The organism is Vibrio sp. V01_P9A10T6, assembly GCF_963877065.1.
In the GTDB taxonomy this organism is placed as follows: Bacteria; Pseudomonadota; Gammaproteobacteria; order Enterobacterales; family Vibrionaceae; genus Vibrio; species Vibrio anguillarum.
Window position 1 is genome coordinate 1 of the sequence record NZ_CAWNTB010000154.1, and the last position, 13,890, is coordinate 13,890.

15 protein-coding genes are annotated in these 13,890 nt (G+C 45.2%); 7 read left to right on the forward strand and 8 right to left on the reverse strand.

Features of this window, described 5'->3' with window-relative positions:
* Positions 1 to 413: DUF1853 family protein (locus AACQ21_RS10030; RefSeq protein ID WP_146127552.1), on the forward strand; the 413-nt coding region annotated here is incomplete at its 5' end.
* 68 nt (positions 414 to 481) lie between these two features.
* Here AACQ21_RS10030 and pgm read toward each other — a convergent pair.
* Both pgm and seqA read right to left on the reverse strand, forming a co-directional pair.
* Entirely contained in the window at positions 482 to 2,128 is a 1,647-nt protein-coding gene (pgm, locus tag AACQ21_RS10035) for a phosphoglucomutase (alpha-D-glucose-1,6-bisphosphate-dependent) (protein WP_026028060.1), read from the reverse strand.
* Positions 2,129 to 2,238: 110 nt separating this feature from the next.
* On the reverse strand, positions 2,239 to 2,784 hold the full coding sequence (gene seqA / locus AACQ21_RS10040; protein WP_010318681.1) for a replication initiation negative regulator SeqA: 546 nt from the start codon (positions 2,782 to 2,784) through the stop codon (positions 2,239 to 2,241).
* A 92-nt stretch (positions 2,785 to 2,876) separates the two neighbouring features.
* On the opposite strand from seqA, the gene AACQ21_RS10045 reads away from it, so the two are divergent.
* The 3 genes from AACQ21_RS10045 to fldA all read left to right on the forward strand — a co-directional run bounded on the left by AACQ21_RS10045 (position 2,877) and on the right by fldA (position 4,559).
* Complete coding sequence (locus AACQ21_RS10045) at positions 2,877 to 3,647, forward strand: alpha/beta fold hydrolase (protein ID WP_013856341.1); 771 nt, start codon at positions 2,877 to 2,879, stop codon at positions 3,645 to 3,647.
* Positions 3,648 to 3,755: 108 nt separating this feature from the next.
* Complete coding sequence (locus AACQ21_RS10050) at positions 3,756 to 3,977, forward strand: DUF2788 domain-containing protein (protein ID WP_010318683.1); 222 nt, start codon at positions 3,756 to 3,758, stop codon at positions 3,975 to 3,977.
* Positions 3,978 to 4,025: 48 nt separating this feature from the next.
* The gene (gene fldA / locus AACQ21_RS10055) at positions 4,026 to 4,559 is read left to right on the forward strand and encodes a flavodoxin FldA (protein WP_013856340.1); all 534 of its coding nucleotides are present in this window, start codon (positions 4,026 to 4,028) and stop codon (positions 4,557 to 4,559) included.
* Between the two features lie 70 nt (positions 4,560 to 4,629).
* Here the strand turns inward: fldA and AACQ21_RS10060 are convergent, their stop codons facing one another.
* Together AACQ21_RS10060 and AACQ21_RS10065 are read right to left on the reverse strand one after the other, a co-directional pair.
* Positions 4,630 to 5,331, reverse strand: a complete 702-nt coding sequence (locus AACQ21_RS10060) for an LrgB family protein (RefSeq protein WP_105977382.1) — start codon at positions 5,329 to 5,331, stop codon at positions 4,630 to 4,632.
* The gene (locus AACQ21_RS10065) at positions 5,328 to 5,774 is read right to left on the reverse strand and encodes a CidA/LrgA family protein (RefSeq protein WP_017042726.1); all 447 of its coding nucleotides are present in this window, start codon (positions 5,772 to 5,774) and stop codon (positions 5,328 to 5,330) included. The genes AACQ21_RS10060 and AACQ21_RS10065 overlap by 4 nt, the downstream gene beginning before the upstream one ends.
* 117 nt (positions 5,775 to 5,891) lie before the next feature.
* On the opposite strand from AACQ21_RS10065, the gene AACQ21_RS10070 reads away from it, so the two are divergent.
* Entirely contained in the window at positions 5,892 to 6,776 is an 885-nt protein-coding gene (locus AACQ21_RS10070; protein ID WP_026028359.1) for a LysR family transcriptional regulator, read from the forward strand.
* Here AACQ21_RS10070 and AACQ21_RS10075 read toward each other — a convergent pair.
* Positions 6,773 to 7,291: a DUF4442 domain-containing protein gene (locus tag AACQ21_RS10075; protein WP_105977383.1), complete on the reverse strand. Its 519-nt coding sequence runs from the start codon at positions 7,289 to 7,291 to the stop codon at positions 6,773 to 6,775. The genes AACQ21_RS10070 and AACQ21_RS10075 overlap by 4 nt on opposite strands.
* Positions 7,292 to 7,505: 214 nt before the next feature.
* Between AACQ21_RS10075 and fcrX the strand changes: the two genes are divergently transcribed.
* Positions 7,506 to 7,955 (forward strand): ferric iron uptake transcriptional regulator FcrX, encoded by a 450-nt coding sequence (gene fcrX / locus AACQ21_RS10080; protein ID WP_010318689.1) that lies wholly within the window; start codon positions 7,506 to 7,508, stop codon positions 7,953 to 7,955.
* Between the two features lie 115 nt (positions 7,956 to 8,070).
* Here fcrX and AACQ21_RS10085 read toward each other — a convergent pair whose 3' ends face one another.
* The 3 genes from AACQ21_RS10085 to fabB form a co-directional block, all read right to left on the reverse strand.
* Positions 8,071 to 9,084 carry an aspartate-semialdehyde dehydrogenase gene (locus tag AACQ21_RS10085; RefSeq protein WP_013856334.1) on the reverse strand — a complete coding sequence of 338 codons (1,014 nt, stop codon included), beginning with the start codon at positions 9,082 to 9,084 and terminating at the stop codon, positions 8,071 to 8,073.
* Positions 9,068 to 10,213 (reverse strand): 4-phosphoerythronate dehydrogenase, encoded by a 1,146-nt coding sequence (locus AACQ21_RS10090; protein WP_105977384.1) that lies wholly within the window; start codon positions 10,211 to 10,213, stop codon positions 9,068 to 9,070. The genes AACQ21_RS10085 and AACQ21_RS10090 overlap by 17 nt, the downstream gene beginning before the upstream one ends.
* 226 nt (positions 10,214 to 10,439) lie before the next feature.
* Positions 10,440 to 11,651 (reverse strand): beta-ketoacyl-ACP synthase I, encoded by a 1,212-nt coding sequence (gene fabB, locus AACQ21_RS10095; RefSeq protein ID WP_105977385.1) that lies wholly within the window; start codon positions 11,649 to 11,651, stop codon positions 10,440 to 10,442.
* Positions 11,652 to 11,778: 127 nt separating this feature from the next.
* Between fabB and mnmC the strand changes: the two genes are divergently transcribed.
* A complete protein-coding gene (gene mnmC, locus AACQ21_RS10100) occupies positions 11,779 to 13,806 on the forward strand; it encodes a bifunctional tRNA (5-methylaminomethyl-2-thiouridine)(34)-methyltransferase MnmD/FAD-dependent 5-carboxymethylaminomethyl-2-thiouridine(34) oxidoreductase MnmC (protein ID WP_105977386.1) in 2,028 nt (675 codons plus the stop codon).
* The last annotated feature ends 84 nt before the right edge of the window (positions 13,807 to 13,890 follow it).

Sequence of the window (13,890 nt, forward strand, 5' to 3'; positions counted from 1 at the left end):
GTCCCAATGCTCAAGATCGATTAGATCTCAAACTTGAACATATGCTGAACCACCAATTGACCCTTTCCCAATCAGCCCAATTTAGTGCGGCTTACCCACTTTGGCGTGACGTTAGCCGTCATTTACTGATGCAAGGGCGCTTATATGTAAACCCTTTTCACGATGAGCCTGTTCCTAGTGAATGCCTAGGTTATAAACTCAACCCGTCACAAATTGCTGGTTTTTGGTGTTATCAAAGCCAGTCACATCAAATAGATGAAGCGTTATTCTTACTGGAAAAGCCTCAATGGATTAGCGGAAAAGGTAAAAACTGCGCGCGTTACACAGCAAATGAAGAGCATGGTTTTGTGCATTGCCAAAGTGACAGCGGAAAGTTCTGGTTCATCGTTCCAGACAGTTGGCCTCAGCTTTAACCAAGATAGTAGACGACTAAATATAAAACAGGCGGCTTCTGGCCGCCTATTCTAATTGATAAGTTTGCTTACAAACCAGCGTCGGCAAAGACTTGATTAACAATCTGTTGCGCTTCCGCTTCGATTTGCTTGAGGTGCTCATCGCCCTTAAAACTTTCACAATAGATCTTATAAATATCTTCTGTGCCTGATGGACGAGCAGCAAACCAGCCATAATCAGTGGTCACTTTTAATCCACCGATGGCTGCGCCATTGCCGGGAGCATGCGTCAAGCGGGCTGTGATCTCATCTCCTGCTAATGTTTGCGCAGAGACCATCTCTGGCGATAATTTGCTCAGCACTGCTTTTTGCGGGCCATTTGCGACAGCTTGAATACGACTATATTTAGACTCTCCATGTTTCGCGGCCAGATCTTCATAATATTGCTGCGGATTTTTACCTGTGACAGCGGTGATTTCTGCCGCCAGTAAGCAAAGGATAATACCGTCTTTATCCGTTGACCAAGGCGTTCCGTCTTTACGCAGGAATGACGCACCTGCGCTCTCTTCACCACCAAAACCGAAGTGACCACTGTATAAGCCATCAACAAACCACTTAAAGCCGACAGGTACTTCACACAGCTCACGGCCAAGATCGGCGACCACACGGTCAATCAATGCACTTGATACTAACGTTTTACCAACAGCCACTTCTTTACGCCATTGTTTGCGGTGACGATACAGATAATCGATGCATACGGCTAAGAAATGGTTTGGATTCATCAAACCTTTCGGAGTGACAATGCCGTGGCGGTCGTAGTCAGGGTCATTACCAAACGCGAGATCATACTGATCTTTTAACGCTAATAACCCCGCCATTGCATAAGGAGAAGAACAGTCCATACGCACTACACCATCTTTATCGAGTGACATAAATTGGAATGTCGGATCCACCGCTTCGCTCACCAGTGTTAAATCAAGCTGATACGCTTTGCCAATTTGACGCCAATAATCAATACCACTGCCACCGAGCGGATCAACACCCAGTTTTAGATTGGCTTTTTGGATGGCCTCCATATCAATCACATTCACTAAGTCATCAATATAAGGTTTTACAAGATCAACTTGTTTAAACAGCGGCGATTGCTTTGCCGACATAATAGGCAGACGCTTCACGCCTTGCATACCTTCTGCAATGATCTCATTGGCTCGGTTTTCAATCGCTTGGGTGATTTCCCCTTCAGCAGGGCCGCCATGGGTAGGATTGTATTTAATACCACCATCTTGTGGTGGATTATGAGAAGGCGTGATCACAATGCCATCAGCTTTTTGCGCGTGCTTCAAGTTATGAGTCAAGATTGCGTGTGAAATACCCGGCGTTGGCGTATAGCCATTATCCTGTTGAACGATCACTTCAATTTCATTAGCGATCAGTACTTCAAGTACACTAGAAAAAGCAGGCTCAGAGAGTGCGTGCGTGTCTTTTCCGACAAAAATCGGCCCAGTGGTTCCTTGCTGAGCGCGCACTTCTGCTACCGCTTGAGCAATAGCAAGAATGTGGTTTTCGTTAAATGTCGATTTATCCGCGCAACCACGATGCCCCGAAGTACCAAATTGTACTTTATGGTCTGGGTTAGCCGCATCAGGTTGAAGTAAAAAGTAGTTTGCAACGAGCGCAGGGATATTATGTAAGTCTTCCTGCCGTGCTTTTTGTCCGGCGCGTGGGTGCATAGCCATTTTTGACATCCTTTCTTAAAATAACAACGAAATAAAAAGCCTCATGATACGGACTTAGTGGTCCGCAGTATGAGGCTTGAATCAGATTTTTATCTATGAATGGGCACAAATCAGATTGAGTGCGTCACTTTCTCAATAATGTCACTCGGGAAATTCATCAATACCATCAGCTGCTCGATCATCTGTTGTTTGCGGCTAGTATTGTTATTGGTAATGACCCAAAATGGTGTGTTTGGAATCGCTCTTGGCTTGGTTGTCTGCCCACTAGCAAGCAAGGTTTGCTCGTTGTCAGCAAAATACACACGCTTACGTCCTTTCACTAAGGTCGCTTCAGCAAAACTTACTGGATCGATACGGTATAAGGTTGAAAGCACCAACATAAAACGATCAATTGCTTTTTTCAAAGCCGCAAATTCATCAGAAATGAGCAAAGAACGCATCTCTTTTACGCTATCAATCTGTATCTCTTGTACGGCATCTTTACTCACAACAATGCCCTTGGGCTCGGTACTTACTTGCGTCACGACCGCTGCTGCAGACACTTTACCGTCAACATTGAGCAAACGGCGTAAAATATCCGACGCGCTTTCTCCAATATGTTGGGTTTGGCTGGCAATATAACGGTATAGATCCTCATCAACCTCAATTGTTTTCATTCGCTTTTCACAATCTCAATGTTTAAACTCTGAGGGATTATAGCGAGATCTTCACTGATACTCTACGTTAAACCAATCACTAATAAGATAAAATGTCAGCACTTCTTAATTACAAACTCGAAGGTGAAGGTCACACCGTTGTTTTGATCCATGGTTTATTCGGCAATTTAGACAACCTAGGTTTACTTGCAAGAGACCTAAAAGCCGATCACCAAGTATTGAGTATTGACTTGCGTAATCACGGTCAATCATTTCACAGTGAGGAACATGATTACGCGAGCATGGCATTCGATGTTGCTAGTTTACTCGAAGAGTTAGCTTGTGATTCTGTCACGCTGATTGGCCATTCAATGGGCGGTAAAGTTGCCATGAAGCTGGCTGACATCGCCTCATCCAAAGTCGCCAAACTGGTGGTTTTAGATATGGCACCCGTCAGCTATCAGCATCGGAAACATGATAACGTACTGGCGGGGCTCAACGCGGTTATTGCGCAGCAGCCTACCTCGCGAGCAGAGGTCATGGCCATTTTAGCGCAACATATTGAGCTAGAAGGCGTACGACAATTTCTCAGTAAATCGTTATTTAAACAAGAAGATGGTGTAATGAGCTGGCGCTTTAATGTTCCCGCCATTGAAAAAAATTACTGGAATATTTTAGGCTGGGAACCAATCCCTTGCAGCTCTGTTCCAACCTTATTGGTTAAAGGCAGCGACTCTGATTATCTGCTACCGGAACACCAAGAAATGATCCAGCAGCAGTTTAGCCAAGCGAAAGCGCACGTCATCGCCAACACAGGGCACTGGCTACACGCAGAAAAGCCCGTTGAAGTTTTACGAGCGATCAGGAAGTTCATTGGCAGCTAGCCGCTTTACTGTGAAACAACAAGTGTGAAATAGGTACCAATGCGCGCATTAACTTTGACGAATAACAGTGTTATAGTGCGCTCAAGCAAATTGGCATAAAGGATACCCATGCTGTACGACTACATGAACATGCTTGAGTCGATTGGACTCGATCTTCTTTTTGCGTCTATATTTTTCCTTATCGGTATGGCAATAAAAGATGTCCTTAAGCAAGGTAATGTACCGCCATTTGGGCGCCGTATTGTATGGCTAGTTCTGTTTTTAGGTTGTGCTGGCTTTATCCTTAAAGGACTTATCCAACTCAGTTGGGAAGGCACCGGACTGGGGTAAAGAACACGCTCATCCGCCAGAAAATGACAAATTAAAGGTAATGATTCTATGGCAAGTGTAGGCCTCTTCTTTGGTAGCGATACCGGTAATACTGAAGCCGTTGCGAAAATGATTCAAAAGCAACTGGGTAAGCAGCTCGTTCACGTTCAAGATATTGCGAAAAGCAGCAAAGAAGACATTGATAATTTTGACTTATTGTTACTGGGTATCCCTACTTGGTACTACGGCGAAGCGCAGTGTGATTGGGATGATTTTTTCCCAGAATTAGAAGCGATCGACTTCTCGACGAAATTAGTTGCTATTTTCGGTTGCGGCGATCAAGAAGACTACGCTGAATACTTCTGTGACGCGATGGGTACAGTGCGTGACATTATCGAAAGCAAAGGTGCAACGATTATTGGCCACTGGCCAACTGAAGGTTATGAATTCGAAGCCTCTAAAGCCTTGGTTGCAGGTGACAATAGCCACTTTATTGGTTTATGCATCGATGAAGATCGTCAACCAGAGCTGACTGAACAGCGCGTCAGCACATGGGTTAAGCAGATTTATGAAGAGATGTGTTTAGCTGAACTTGAAGGCTAATCTCTTAAACATAAAAAATCCCCTTGCGAGGGGATTTTTTATTGACCCGTATACAACAGCACTCTTTTCTTTACCAAAGTAGACGGCCGATAAATGGAGCAAGCAACACAGTGACCATACCCGCAATCATCATCACCACACTCGACACTACCCCTTCAGCATTGCCAATTTGATACGCTTTTGCCGTTCCTGCACCGTGCGCGGAAGCGCCAAGACTGGCTCCTTTACCAAGCCCAGAGCGAATGGATAATAACGCTAACACCACTTCACCTACCGCCATGCCTATCACCCCAGTAAGTACCACAAACAGAGCAGTCAGATCACTTTGCCCACTAATTGACTTCGTTGCCTCAACAGCAAAAGGCGTGGTAATCGAGCGCATCGCTAAACTGCGCTGAAGCATATCGGGTAATTCAAACCAACGAGCCAACAAAACCGTGCTTCCCACAGCCACCACAACCGATACGATCACTCCCACGGATAGAGAGAGCCAGTGGCGCTTGATCAACAATCGGTTGTCATAGACCGGAATAGCAAAAGCCACTGTCGCCGGACCAAGTAGCCACAATAACCAATGAGATTCTGCCATATAGGTTTGGTAAGGGATGTGAAAGATCATCACAACAGCCACTAACAATATAGGGGCCAATAGCAGCGGCATTAAAAAAATAGAACGTTTACGTTGATAAAGGCACTTGCTGCCATAGTAAAAAGCCAAGGTTAACAGCAAGCAAAATACACCAAGCAGCGTTGTGGTAAGTAGTGAGCTCATGATGAACGCTCCACTTTGGTTAGGCGTATTGCCCGGTTGCTTTTTCTACGCGCTAATATCAGCTCTAAACGATACATTTTATCAACGGTCCAAGCAGTAATAGCAATGACCATGATGGTACTGATGACAAGTACCGCCATAATTCGTAACCCTTGCTGTTGCATTAACTCTTGATAGTTAACGACCGCAATGACCGCTGGTACAAAGAACAACAGCATTTCCGCCAATAACCAAGTTGCTCCCTTGCGCAGCCAATCAACTTTTACAACTCGCATAATCACTAAAGTTAACAGCAATAGCATGCCAGTTAAATTTGCTGGTAAAGGAATATGAAAAGTGCTGACTAGAAAATCCGCCAAAAACCAGATCATTGATAACGCAGCAACTTGTACCACTGTTTGCAGATTGTTTTTTACTCTTTGGCTGTTTCTTATTCTTTGCATGATGAGACTAATGCCGTTTTGTGAAATTAGTCACATTATATTAAGCCATAAAACCATCGTAAAATGACTTTTTATTATCATTTTCATGCCAAAATGGAATGATAAAAAGGAGATATTATGGATATTAAAGCACTGCGCTATTTTGTTGAGTTGGTCAATCAACAAAGCTTTACCCGCGCATCCGAGCAACTGTTCGTCACCCAACCCACCATCAGTAAGATGATCCGCAGTCTAGAGCAGGAAATTGAACAGCCACTATTACATCGTGAAGGTCGACGTTTCTGGCTTACCGATGCAGGAGAGGTTGTCTATCAAAGAGCGCTAGAGATCTTAGCGCAGATGTCTCAGTTAGAAGCCGAATTGGTCGATCTCAATCAGGTAAAGCGGGGACAACTGCATCTCGGTATTCCACCAATGGTTGGACACCTTTACGCAGGTCTGATCCGCCAATACCGTCAAACCTACCCTCATGTAGAGCTCACCATCGTTGAGTATGGCGGACGTAAAATAGAGCAAGCTATTCTCAATGGCGAAATTGACGTAGCCGTGACCATGCTTTCGCCTCATCCGATTGACAATCTGCGGTCACTCTCCTTAGACAGTTACCCCATTTGCGCCGTACTCCCCGATTCATCTCCTTGGAAGCAGCAAGAAGCCATCGGTTGGGAGCAACTACAAAATGAGCCATTTTACCTCTATACCCATGATTTTACGCTGAGTGACTACATCCACTCATTCTGCCTACAACACGGATTTACACCACAAGTTGCAGCGCGCAGCAGCCAATGGGATTTTTTAGTCGCGTTGGTCAAAAGTGGCGTAGGCGTTGCTTTTCTACCCGAACCACTTTGTCGACGAATTCAAGGAGAAGGCGTCTTAGTCAAACCGATGACACCCAGTATTGATTGGCACTTAGGATTAATATGGCACGCGGAACGGTACGTTTCTCGCACCGCCGAAGCTTGGATTGAGCTGTGCCAAATGCAGAATGAACAGCCTTAGCGGTCACAAAAAGTAACCATTTTGTCTGCATCACTCTCTTCTCTGTATTTAGGTTTTTTGCGCACGTACAATTTACGTTGCACTTCAGAGACCACTTCGCCTTTGGTATCCTTAACATGGATAACAAATTCCGGAAAGCATTTATCCCCATTGGCCGTGCTCACTAAGATTGAATCCAGTTGGTCTTGCGTTATCAGAAACTCCGCATACAAATCAGAATGGCCCGGTTTGATAAAGTTGATGCTGGCCTCTTTGTCCCATACATAATATTGCTCACCCAAAATCCCCATTAACATCAAAGAGTAAACAGGGTCAGTAAGAGAGAAAATGCTGCCACCATACTGAGTGCGATTGGCATTTTTGTTCCACCACCGCAGCTTTAAGCGCATTTTCACCTGACGGAAGTCGCTACTAATTTCATCAATGTGGATACCAGCGCCCCAAAAAGGAGGCCAGCTATTTAACGCCCACTTAACAATATTTGGCTTATAAAATCTTGCTAAAGAGTGATTCATTCCGTGCTCACCTTTTAAACCTATCGACTCAATCACTAATAAATGTTACGCAATTGTAACTGGTAAGAGCTGTTATATCAGTGATATTGCGCGGCTTTGTGACAAATATAAAGTAACCCTTTGAACTTCGTGGTTTATTGTTAGCAGTGACTCCCCTATAATGATCGCAATTATGAATTCTGTTAACTGCTGCAGATCATCAACAGGAAAGTGTATGTCAGATAATAACCAAGCGCTCAAGGATGCAGGTCTTAAAGTTACCCTTCCTAGGCTAAAAATTTTAGAAGTGCTACAGCAGCCTGAATGCCAACATATCAGCGCTGAAGAACTGTATAAGAAATTGATTGATCTTGGTGAAGAAATCGGTCTTGCGACTGTTTATCGAGTATTAAACCAATTTGATGATGCGGGTATTGTCACTCGTCACCATTTTGAAGGTGGAAAATCCGTTTTTGAACTTTCAACACAACACCACCACGACCACTTAGTGTGCTTAGATTGTGGTGAAGTGATTGAGTTTTCAGATGAGGTGATCGAACAACGCCAAAGAGAGATTGCTGAGCAATATAATGTACAGCTCACCAATCACAGCCTTTATCTATATGGTAAATGTGCCGACGGCAGTTGCAAGCAGAACCCTAACGCGCACAAGTCAAAAAGATAGCCATCATTCTCAGCCTTGAGCTGGACGATAATAAAAAAGCCGGGTGAATCAATCACTCGGCTTTTTTGTGTAGAGAGAAAGGAGTGGTAAGCCACTCCTTTTTACTAGGTATTAATTAGAAATAATCTCGAATCAACACTTCCGCAATTTGTACCGCATTTGTTGCAGCGCCTTTTCTCACGTTATCTGCCACTACCCACATGTTAATGCCACTGTGGTGACTGATATCGTTGCGAATACGCCCTACAAGAACCGTATCCTTCCCTCCCGCATCGCGAACTTGCGTGGGGAAATCATTCCCGCTGAATACTTCAATACCTTCAGTTTTCTCTAATAACTCAATAACTTGCTCAGCATCAATCGGTAAGCGTGTTTCAATATGCAGTGACTCAGCATGGCCGTAAAAAACTGGCACGCGTACACAAGTTGGGTTGACCATAATGGTTGAGTCATTGAATATTTTTTGCGTTTCCCACACCATTTTCATCTCTTCCTTGGTGTAACCATTATCCATAAACTGGTCGATTTGTGGGATGCAGTTAAACGCAATTTGCTGGCTAAACACATCAGGATCGGCCGAAACACCGTTTAACAGCCTTGCGGTTTGTCCCGCCAACTCATCAATGCCTGACTTCCCAGCTCCTGAAACGGACTGATAAGTTGATACGTTAATTCGCTCGATACCCACAGCGTCGTGAATCGGCTTTAACGCCACCAACATTTGGATGGTTGAGCAGTTTGGGTTCGCAATAATATTGCGGTTACGGAAATCCGCAATCGCTTCAGGGTTCACTTCAGGCACAACAAGTGGGATATCGTACTCATAGCGGAAATGTGAGGTGTTATCGATGACTACCACGCCTTCTTCTGTGGCAATAGGAGCCCATTTTGCGGACAATTCACCACCAGCGGAAAACAGTGCAATCTGAACTTGTGACCAATCGAAATCTTCAACATTTTGTACTTGTATGGTCTTACCATTGAAGCGGTAGAATTTACCTTCACTACGCTCACTGGCAAGTAGGTAAAGTTCACCAACGGGGAATTTGCGATCTTTGAGCACTTCAAGCATGGTTTCACCAACCGCGCCGGTTGCTCCTAAAATAGCGATATTAAATTCTTGGCTCATTTGTTACCTCTGTTTTAAAACCTAATTTAGCTAAGGGAGTGAGATCACACGACTCACTACCGACGACAGTCATCGCGCTATATTCTCTTCTATCCCAATAAAGTTTACGCATTTGATCAAAAGCACCTGGTTTGCCAATTTCACGGCGAAACAAGGCGTCATCTTTGCGTACGTCATAAATCAATTGGGTTAAACTGTGTAATGTTTCCTCATCCCAACCGCGAGATAAATACACTTTGGCAATGGGAGTCTCGGGTAATAAACTACTGGCATTCGCGCAATGGTCATCGCCAAGATACTCACAAAAACTATTGAAAATCATGGTCGTGCCTCGGGCTTTACCTTCTAACCCATAGCCAGCCACATGCGGCGTCGCAAAGGCGAGCAAAGGCAGCAGCTCCATATCCACTTCAGGTTCAAATTCAAACACGTCTAAAGCGACAATAAAACCATCATTTTTCTGTAGGCGTTGTTTCAGCGCTTGGTTATCCACCACAGGGCCACGAGCCGCGTTGATCAAAATCTGATCACTGCGCAACTGGGCAAGTCGAACTTCATCAATCAAGTGATGAGTTGGCCATTCACCACTTTTAGTAATGGGTGTATGCAGCGTAATGACATCCGCTTTATCAAGTAAAACATCAAGATGAGTAAACTCGCGGCAATCACCCTGTGCTTGTTTGGGGGGATCGTTGAGCAGCACATTAATGCCAATCCCCGCTAAACACTCGGCTAAATAGCTGCCGACTTGACCAGCACCAATAATGCCAACGGTTTTCTCTAAGGCAGAAAAACCATGCTGCTGTGCTAACACCATCAATACACTGAAAACATACTCAGCCACTCCCACCTTATTACACCCCGGAGCAGCAGTAAAAAAGATGCCTCTTTCAGCCAAAAGCGCTTGATCAACGTGGTCCATACCTGCCGTCGCCGTACCAACAAACTTTAATTTATTGGCTTTCGCTAATAGTGCTTGATTTACTTTCGTAACAGAACGAATCATCAAGGCGTCAACGTCGATAAGATCATCAGCCGTTAAGCTTCTACCGGGTTTCAACACCACCTCACCAAGCTGGCTAAATAACGATTCAGCATAAGGCATGTTTTCATCAATAAGGATTTTCATAGCGGAGTTCACAATTTTCGAAATTGAAGGAATTGTGCAGAAAAGCGCACAGACTGTCGAGAAGAAATCCCGCTTTCCATAAAAATGCCCGGCTCCTCACGGAAACCGGGCAAAAACCCAGAACAAAAGGATCCCGTCCCGCTCTCCATGGGACAGAGTCTGCGTCTGTTCGATCAGCTAAGCTGACCCGCTCTGGAAACCTTTTTATTAGAGGTGTGTAGGCACATTAGCCTTGATACTTTTTGATCACTAGCGTCGCGTTCGTACCGCCAAACCCAAAGCTGTTAGACATCACAGTGGTTAGCTCTTGCTCGCGCATTTCGGTCACAATATCAAGGCCATCAGCCGCTGGATCTAAATTGTCAATGTTGATGCTTGGCGCGATAAAGCCGTGGTGAAGCATCAAGGTAGAGTAGATGGCTTCATGCACACCTGCCGCACCCAATGCGTGGCCAGTCATTGCTTTTGTTGCCGAGATAGCTGGGCTGTTGCCAGCGAACACTTCTTGAATGGCACCCAACTCTTTTACATCACCGACAGGTGTGGAAGTACCATGTGTATTGACATAATCCACACTATCTACCGCTTGCATTGCCATCTTCATGCAACGCACAGCGCCTTCACCTGATGGAGCCACCATGTCGTAGCCATCGGATGTCGCACCGTAACCGACGATTTCACCGTAAATTTTTGCGCCGCGAGCCAGTGCATGCTCAAGCTCTTCAACCACAACCATGCCGCCGCCACCTGAAATCACGAAACCATCGCGGTCAGCATCGTAAGTACGTGACGCTTTTTCTGGTGTTTCGTTGTACTTAGTTGACAACGCACCCATTGCATCAAACATCATAGTTAAAGACCAATCGAGCTCTTCACCACCACCTGCAAACACAACATCTTGCTTACCCAATTGGATAAGTTCCATTGCGTGACCAATACAGTGAGCCGACGTCGCACAAGCGGAGCTCATGGTGTAGTTGACGCCACGGATTTTAAATGGCGTAGCAAGACAGGCTGAAACAGTCGAAGACATAGTACGTGGAACCATGTAAGGACCAACGCGCTTCACGCCTTTTGTGCGCAATGTGTCGACAGCAATAACTTGGTTATACGACGACGCACCGCCAGAACCAGCCACAATACCAGTGCGGTCATTAGAGACCTGCTCTGGTGCTAAACCTGAATCGGCAATCGCTTGTTCCATTGATAGGTATGCAAACGCGGCCGCATCACCCATAAAACGCATTTGTTTGCGATCAATATGGTCAGCAGGGTTCATTTTCAGGCTACCCCACACTTGAGAGCGTAAACCGTTCTCTTTGAACTGCTCAGAATCAGTAATACCTGATTTGCCTGCTTTTAGAGACGCTAAAACTTCTTCGACGTTGTTACCGATACTTGAAACAATACCCATACCGGTGATTACGACTCGTTTCATGTGACATTCCTATAATTCAAAATTCGCTTAGATAATAACTAAGAAGAATAACAAAAGTGGTCAGCTTTCCCAGAAATTCGTACAATCTCGAGCTATATATCGCCCGATTTCACAGAATTACACCATTATGACCAGCATAACCAACGCAACACTGGGTTGGAATGAAGCGGGCACACCCGTTTCCGACCAATTCGATGACGTTTACTTTTCCAACGTTAACGGCCTAGAAGAGACGCGTTACGTGTTTCTTTCCCAAAATCATATACCACAAAGATGGCACCAATATGACCAAAAACGATTCGTCATTGCCGAAACGGGGTTTGGCACTGGGTTAAATTTTCTCGCTGTATGGCAAGAATTTGATGCGTTTAGGCAACAAAACCCAAATGCGCCATTGCAAGCGCTGCATTTTATCAGTTTTGAAAAATATCCGCTCAATAAACACGACTTGATAACAGCGCACCAAGCGTGGCCTGAATTAGCGACTTATGCGAAAAAGCTTCAACAACACTACCCGATTGCAGTACCAGAATGTCATCGCATTGTTCTTGATGATGGCGCCATTACCCTTGATCTTTGGTTCGGTGATATCAAAGAGTGTATGCCGCAAGTTCCAACAACCGAGCAAGGCGTGGTAGATGCATGGTTTTTGGATGGTTTTGCTCCCAGTAAAAACCCTGAAATGTGGAATCAAACGCTGTTTGAGAATATGGCCAAACTGGCGAAACACAAAGCCACGTGCGCCACTTTTACCGCCGCAGGTTTTGTACGACGCGGATTGATAGAAGCAGGCTTTTCGATGAAAAAAGTGAAAGGCTTTGGCACCAAAAGAGAGATGATTGCTGGTCAACTGGAACACAAAACGCCGTACAGCAATATAAAACCTTGGTTTGCGATTGCGCCGACGACCAATGTTACCGACGTAGCGATCATCGGCGGTGGCATTGCCAGTGCCACATTAGCTAAAATGCTCAATCGTCGCGGTATCAACGTCAGCCTATATTGCGCTGATGATAAAGCCGCTCAAGGTGCTTCAGGTAACCGACAAGGTGCGGTTTATCCCTTACTGAATAAAAACCACAGTGGTGTATCTCGCGTTTTTGCGCCCGCTTTTCTGTTTGCTCGGCAGTTTGTCGAGCAAATGGCGCAAACCGTCTCTTTTGATCATGATTGGTGTGGCGTGACTCAATTGATGTGGGATGAAAAATCGACCCAAAAACAGATGGCGATGCTTGAAAGGAAATTTAACCCTCAGCTAATGCACTACTGCGATCAACAAACAACGTTACAAAACGTCGGCTTACCGACTGACATGGTCAGCTTACATTACCCACTCGGAGGATGGCTTTGCCCTGCTCAACTGACACAAGGCCTGTTTGACCAATTAAGCCAAAGTGAGCGATTCAACGCCTATTTCAATCACGAGGTGGAGTCTTTGCGCTGGGATGAAATACAGCGGCAGTGGACATTAAGTATTAATGGTAACGAAAAGCACCATCAGTGTGTGGTCATTGCAAACGGTCATCAATTTGACCATTTCGAGCAAACACAAGCGTTGCCACTTGGCAAAGTGAAAGGACAAGTGAGCCATATTCCAACCTCAGAAACATTGCAAAAGCTGAGCAGCGTGTTGTGTTACGACGGCTATATGACACCGCACAACCCCAAAACTCAACAGCACTGCATTGGCGCAAGCTATGACCGAAGTCAAATCAACCAAGCATTCGATGCGGCGGCGCAGCAAGAGAATGGACAACGCTTAACCCGTTGTATTAACGACCAAAACTGGACACAGCAAGTCGATACATCTAGCAATCAATCTCGCCAAGGCATTCGCTGTGTCAGCCGCGATCATTTGCCGTTTGTCGGGAATGTGGGAAACTTTGAACAGATCAAGATCGACTACCAGCCGTTAACGTCCCAAGATCCGCAACAGACTCCATCTGTGGCTCACTATCCTCATTTGTACTGCATGCTCGGGCTAGGATCGCGAGGACTAAGTTCTGCGCCATTAATGGCTGAGTTGCTGGCTTCACAAATGAGTGGCGATCCGCTACCACTTGCTGTTGATGTACTCGAAACGCTTCATCCAAGTCGAATGTGGGTGAGAAAACTCAAAAAAGGCAAAGCCATCACCGAACGTACTCCTCGATAAAACCCATCATAGAAAAAAGCCTTACTTATCCAGCAAGGCTTTTTTAATGCTCACTTTTTCACGCGAAAAGGCGTGAAACTTAAC

Excerpts from the sequence above, each read along its gene's own strand:
- pgm (WP_026028060.1), bottom strand. The coding sequence starts at position 2,128 with ATGGCTATGCACCCACGCGCCGGACAAAAAGCACGGCAGGAAGACTTA.
- seqA (WP_010318681.1), bottom strand. The coding sequence starts at position 2,784 with ATGAAAACAATTGAGGTTGATGAGGATCTATACCGTTATATTGCCAGC.
- AACQ21_RS10045 (WP_013856341.1), top strand. The coding sequence starts at position 2,877 with ATGTCAGCACTTCTTAATTACAAACTCGAAGGTGAAGGTCACACCGTT.
- AACQ21_RS10050 (WP_010318683.1), top strand. The coding sequence starts at position 3,756 with ATGCTGTACGACTACATGAACATGCTTGAGTCGATTGGACTCGATCTT.
- fldA (WP_013856340.1), top strand. The coding sequence starts at position 4,026 with ATGGCAAGTGTAGGCCTCTTCTTTGGTAGCGATACCGGTAATACTGAA.
- AACQ21_RS10060 (WP_105977382.1), bottom strand. The coding sequence starts at position 5,331 with ATGAGCTCACTACTTACCACAACGCTGCTTGGTGTATTTTGCTTGCTG.
- AACQ21_RS10065 (WP_017042726.1), bottom strand. The coding sequence starts at position 5,774 with ATGCAAAGAATAAGAAACAGCCAAAGAGTAAAAAACAATCTGCAAACA.
- AACQ21_RS10070 (WP_026028359.1), top strand. The coding sequence starts at position 5,892 with ATGGATATTAAAGCACTGCGCTATTTTGTTGAGTTGGTCAATCAACAA.
- AACQ21_RS10075 (WP_105977383.1), bottom strand. The coding sequence starts at position 7,291 with ATGAATCACTCTTTAGCAAGATTTTATAAGCCAAATATTGTTAAGTGG.
- fcrX (WP_010318689.1), top strand. The coding sequence starts at position 7,506 with ATGTCAGATAATAACCAAGCGCTCAAGGATGCAGGTCTTAAAGTTACC.
- AACQ21_RS10085 (WP_013856334.1), bottom strand. The coding sequence starts at position 9,084 with ATGAGCCAAGAATTTAATATCGCTATTTTAGGAGCAACCGGCGCGGTT.
- AACQ21_RS10090 (WP_105977384.1), bottom strand. The coding sequence starts at position 10,213 with ATGAAAATCCTTATTGATGAAAACATGCCTTATGCTGAATCGTTATTT.
- fabB (WP_105977385.1), bottom strand. The coding sequence starts at position 11,651 with ATGAAACGAGTCGTAATCACCGGTATGGGTATTGTTTCAAGTATCGGT.
- mnmC (WP_105977386.1), top strand. The coding sequence starts at position 11,779 with ATGACCAGCATAACCAACGCAACACTGGGTTGGAATGAAGCGGGCACA.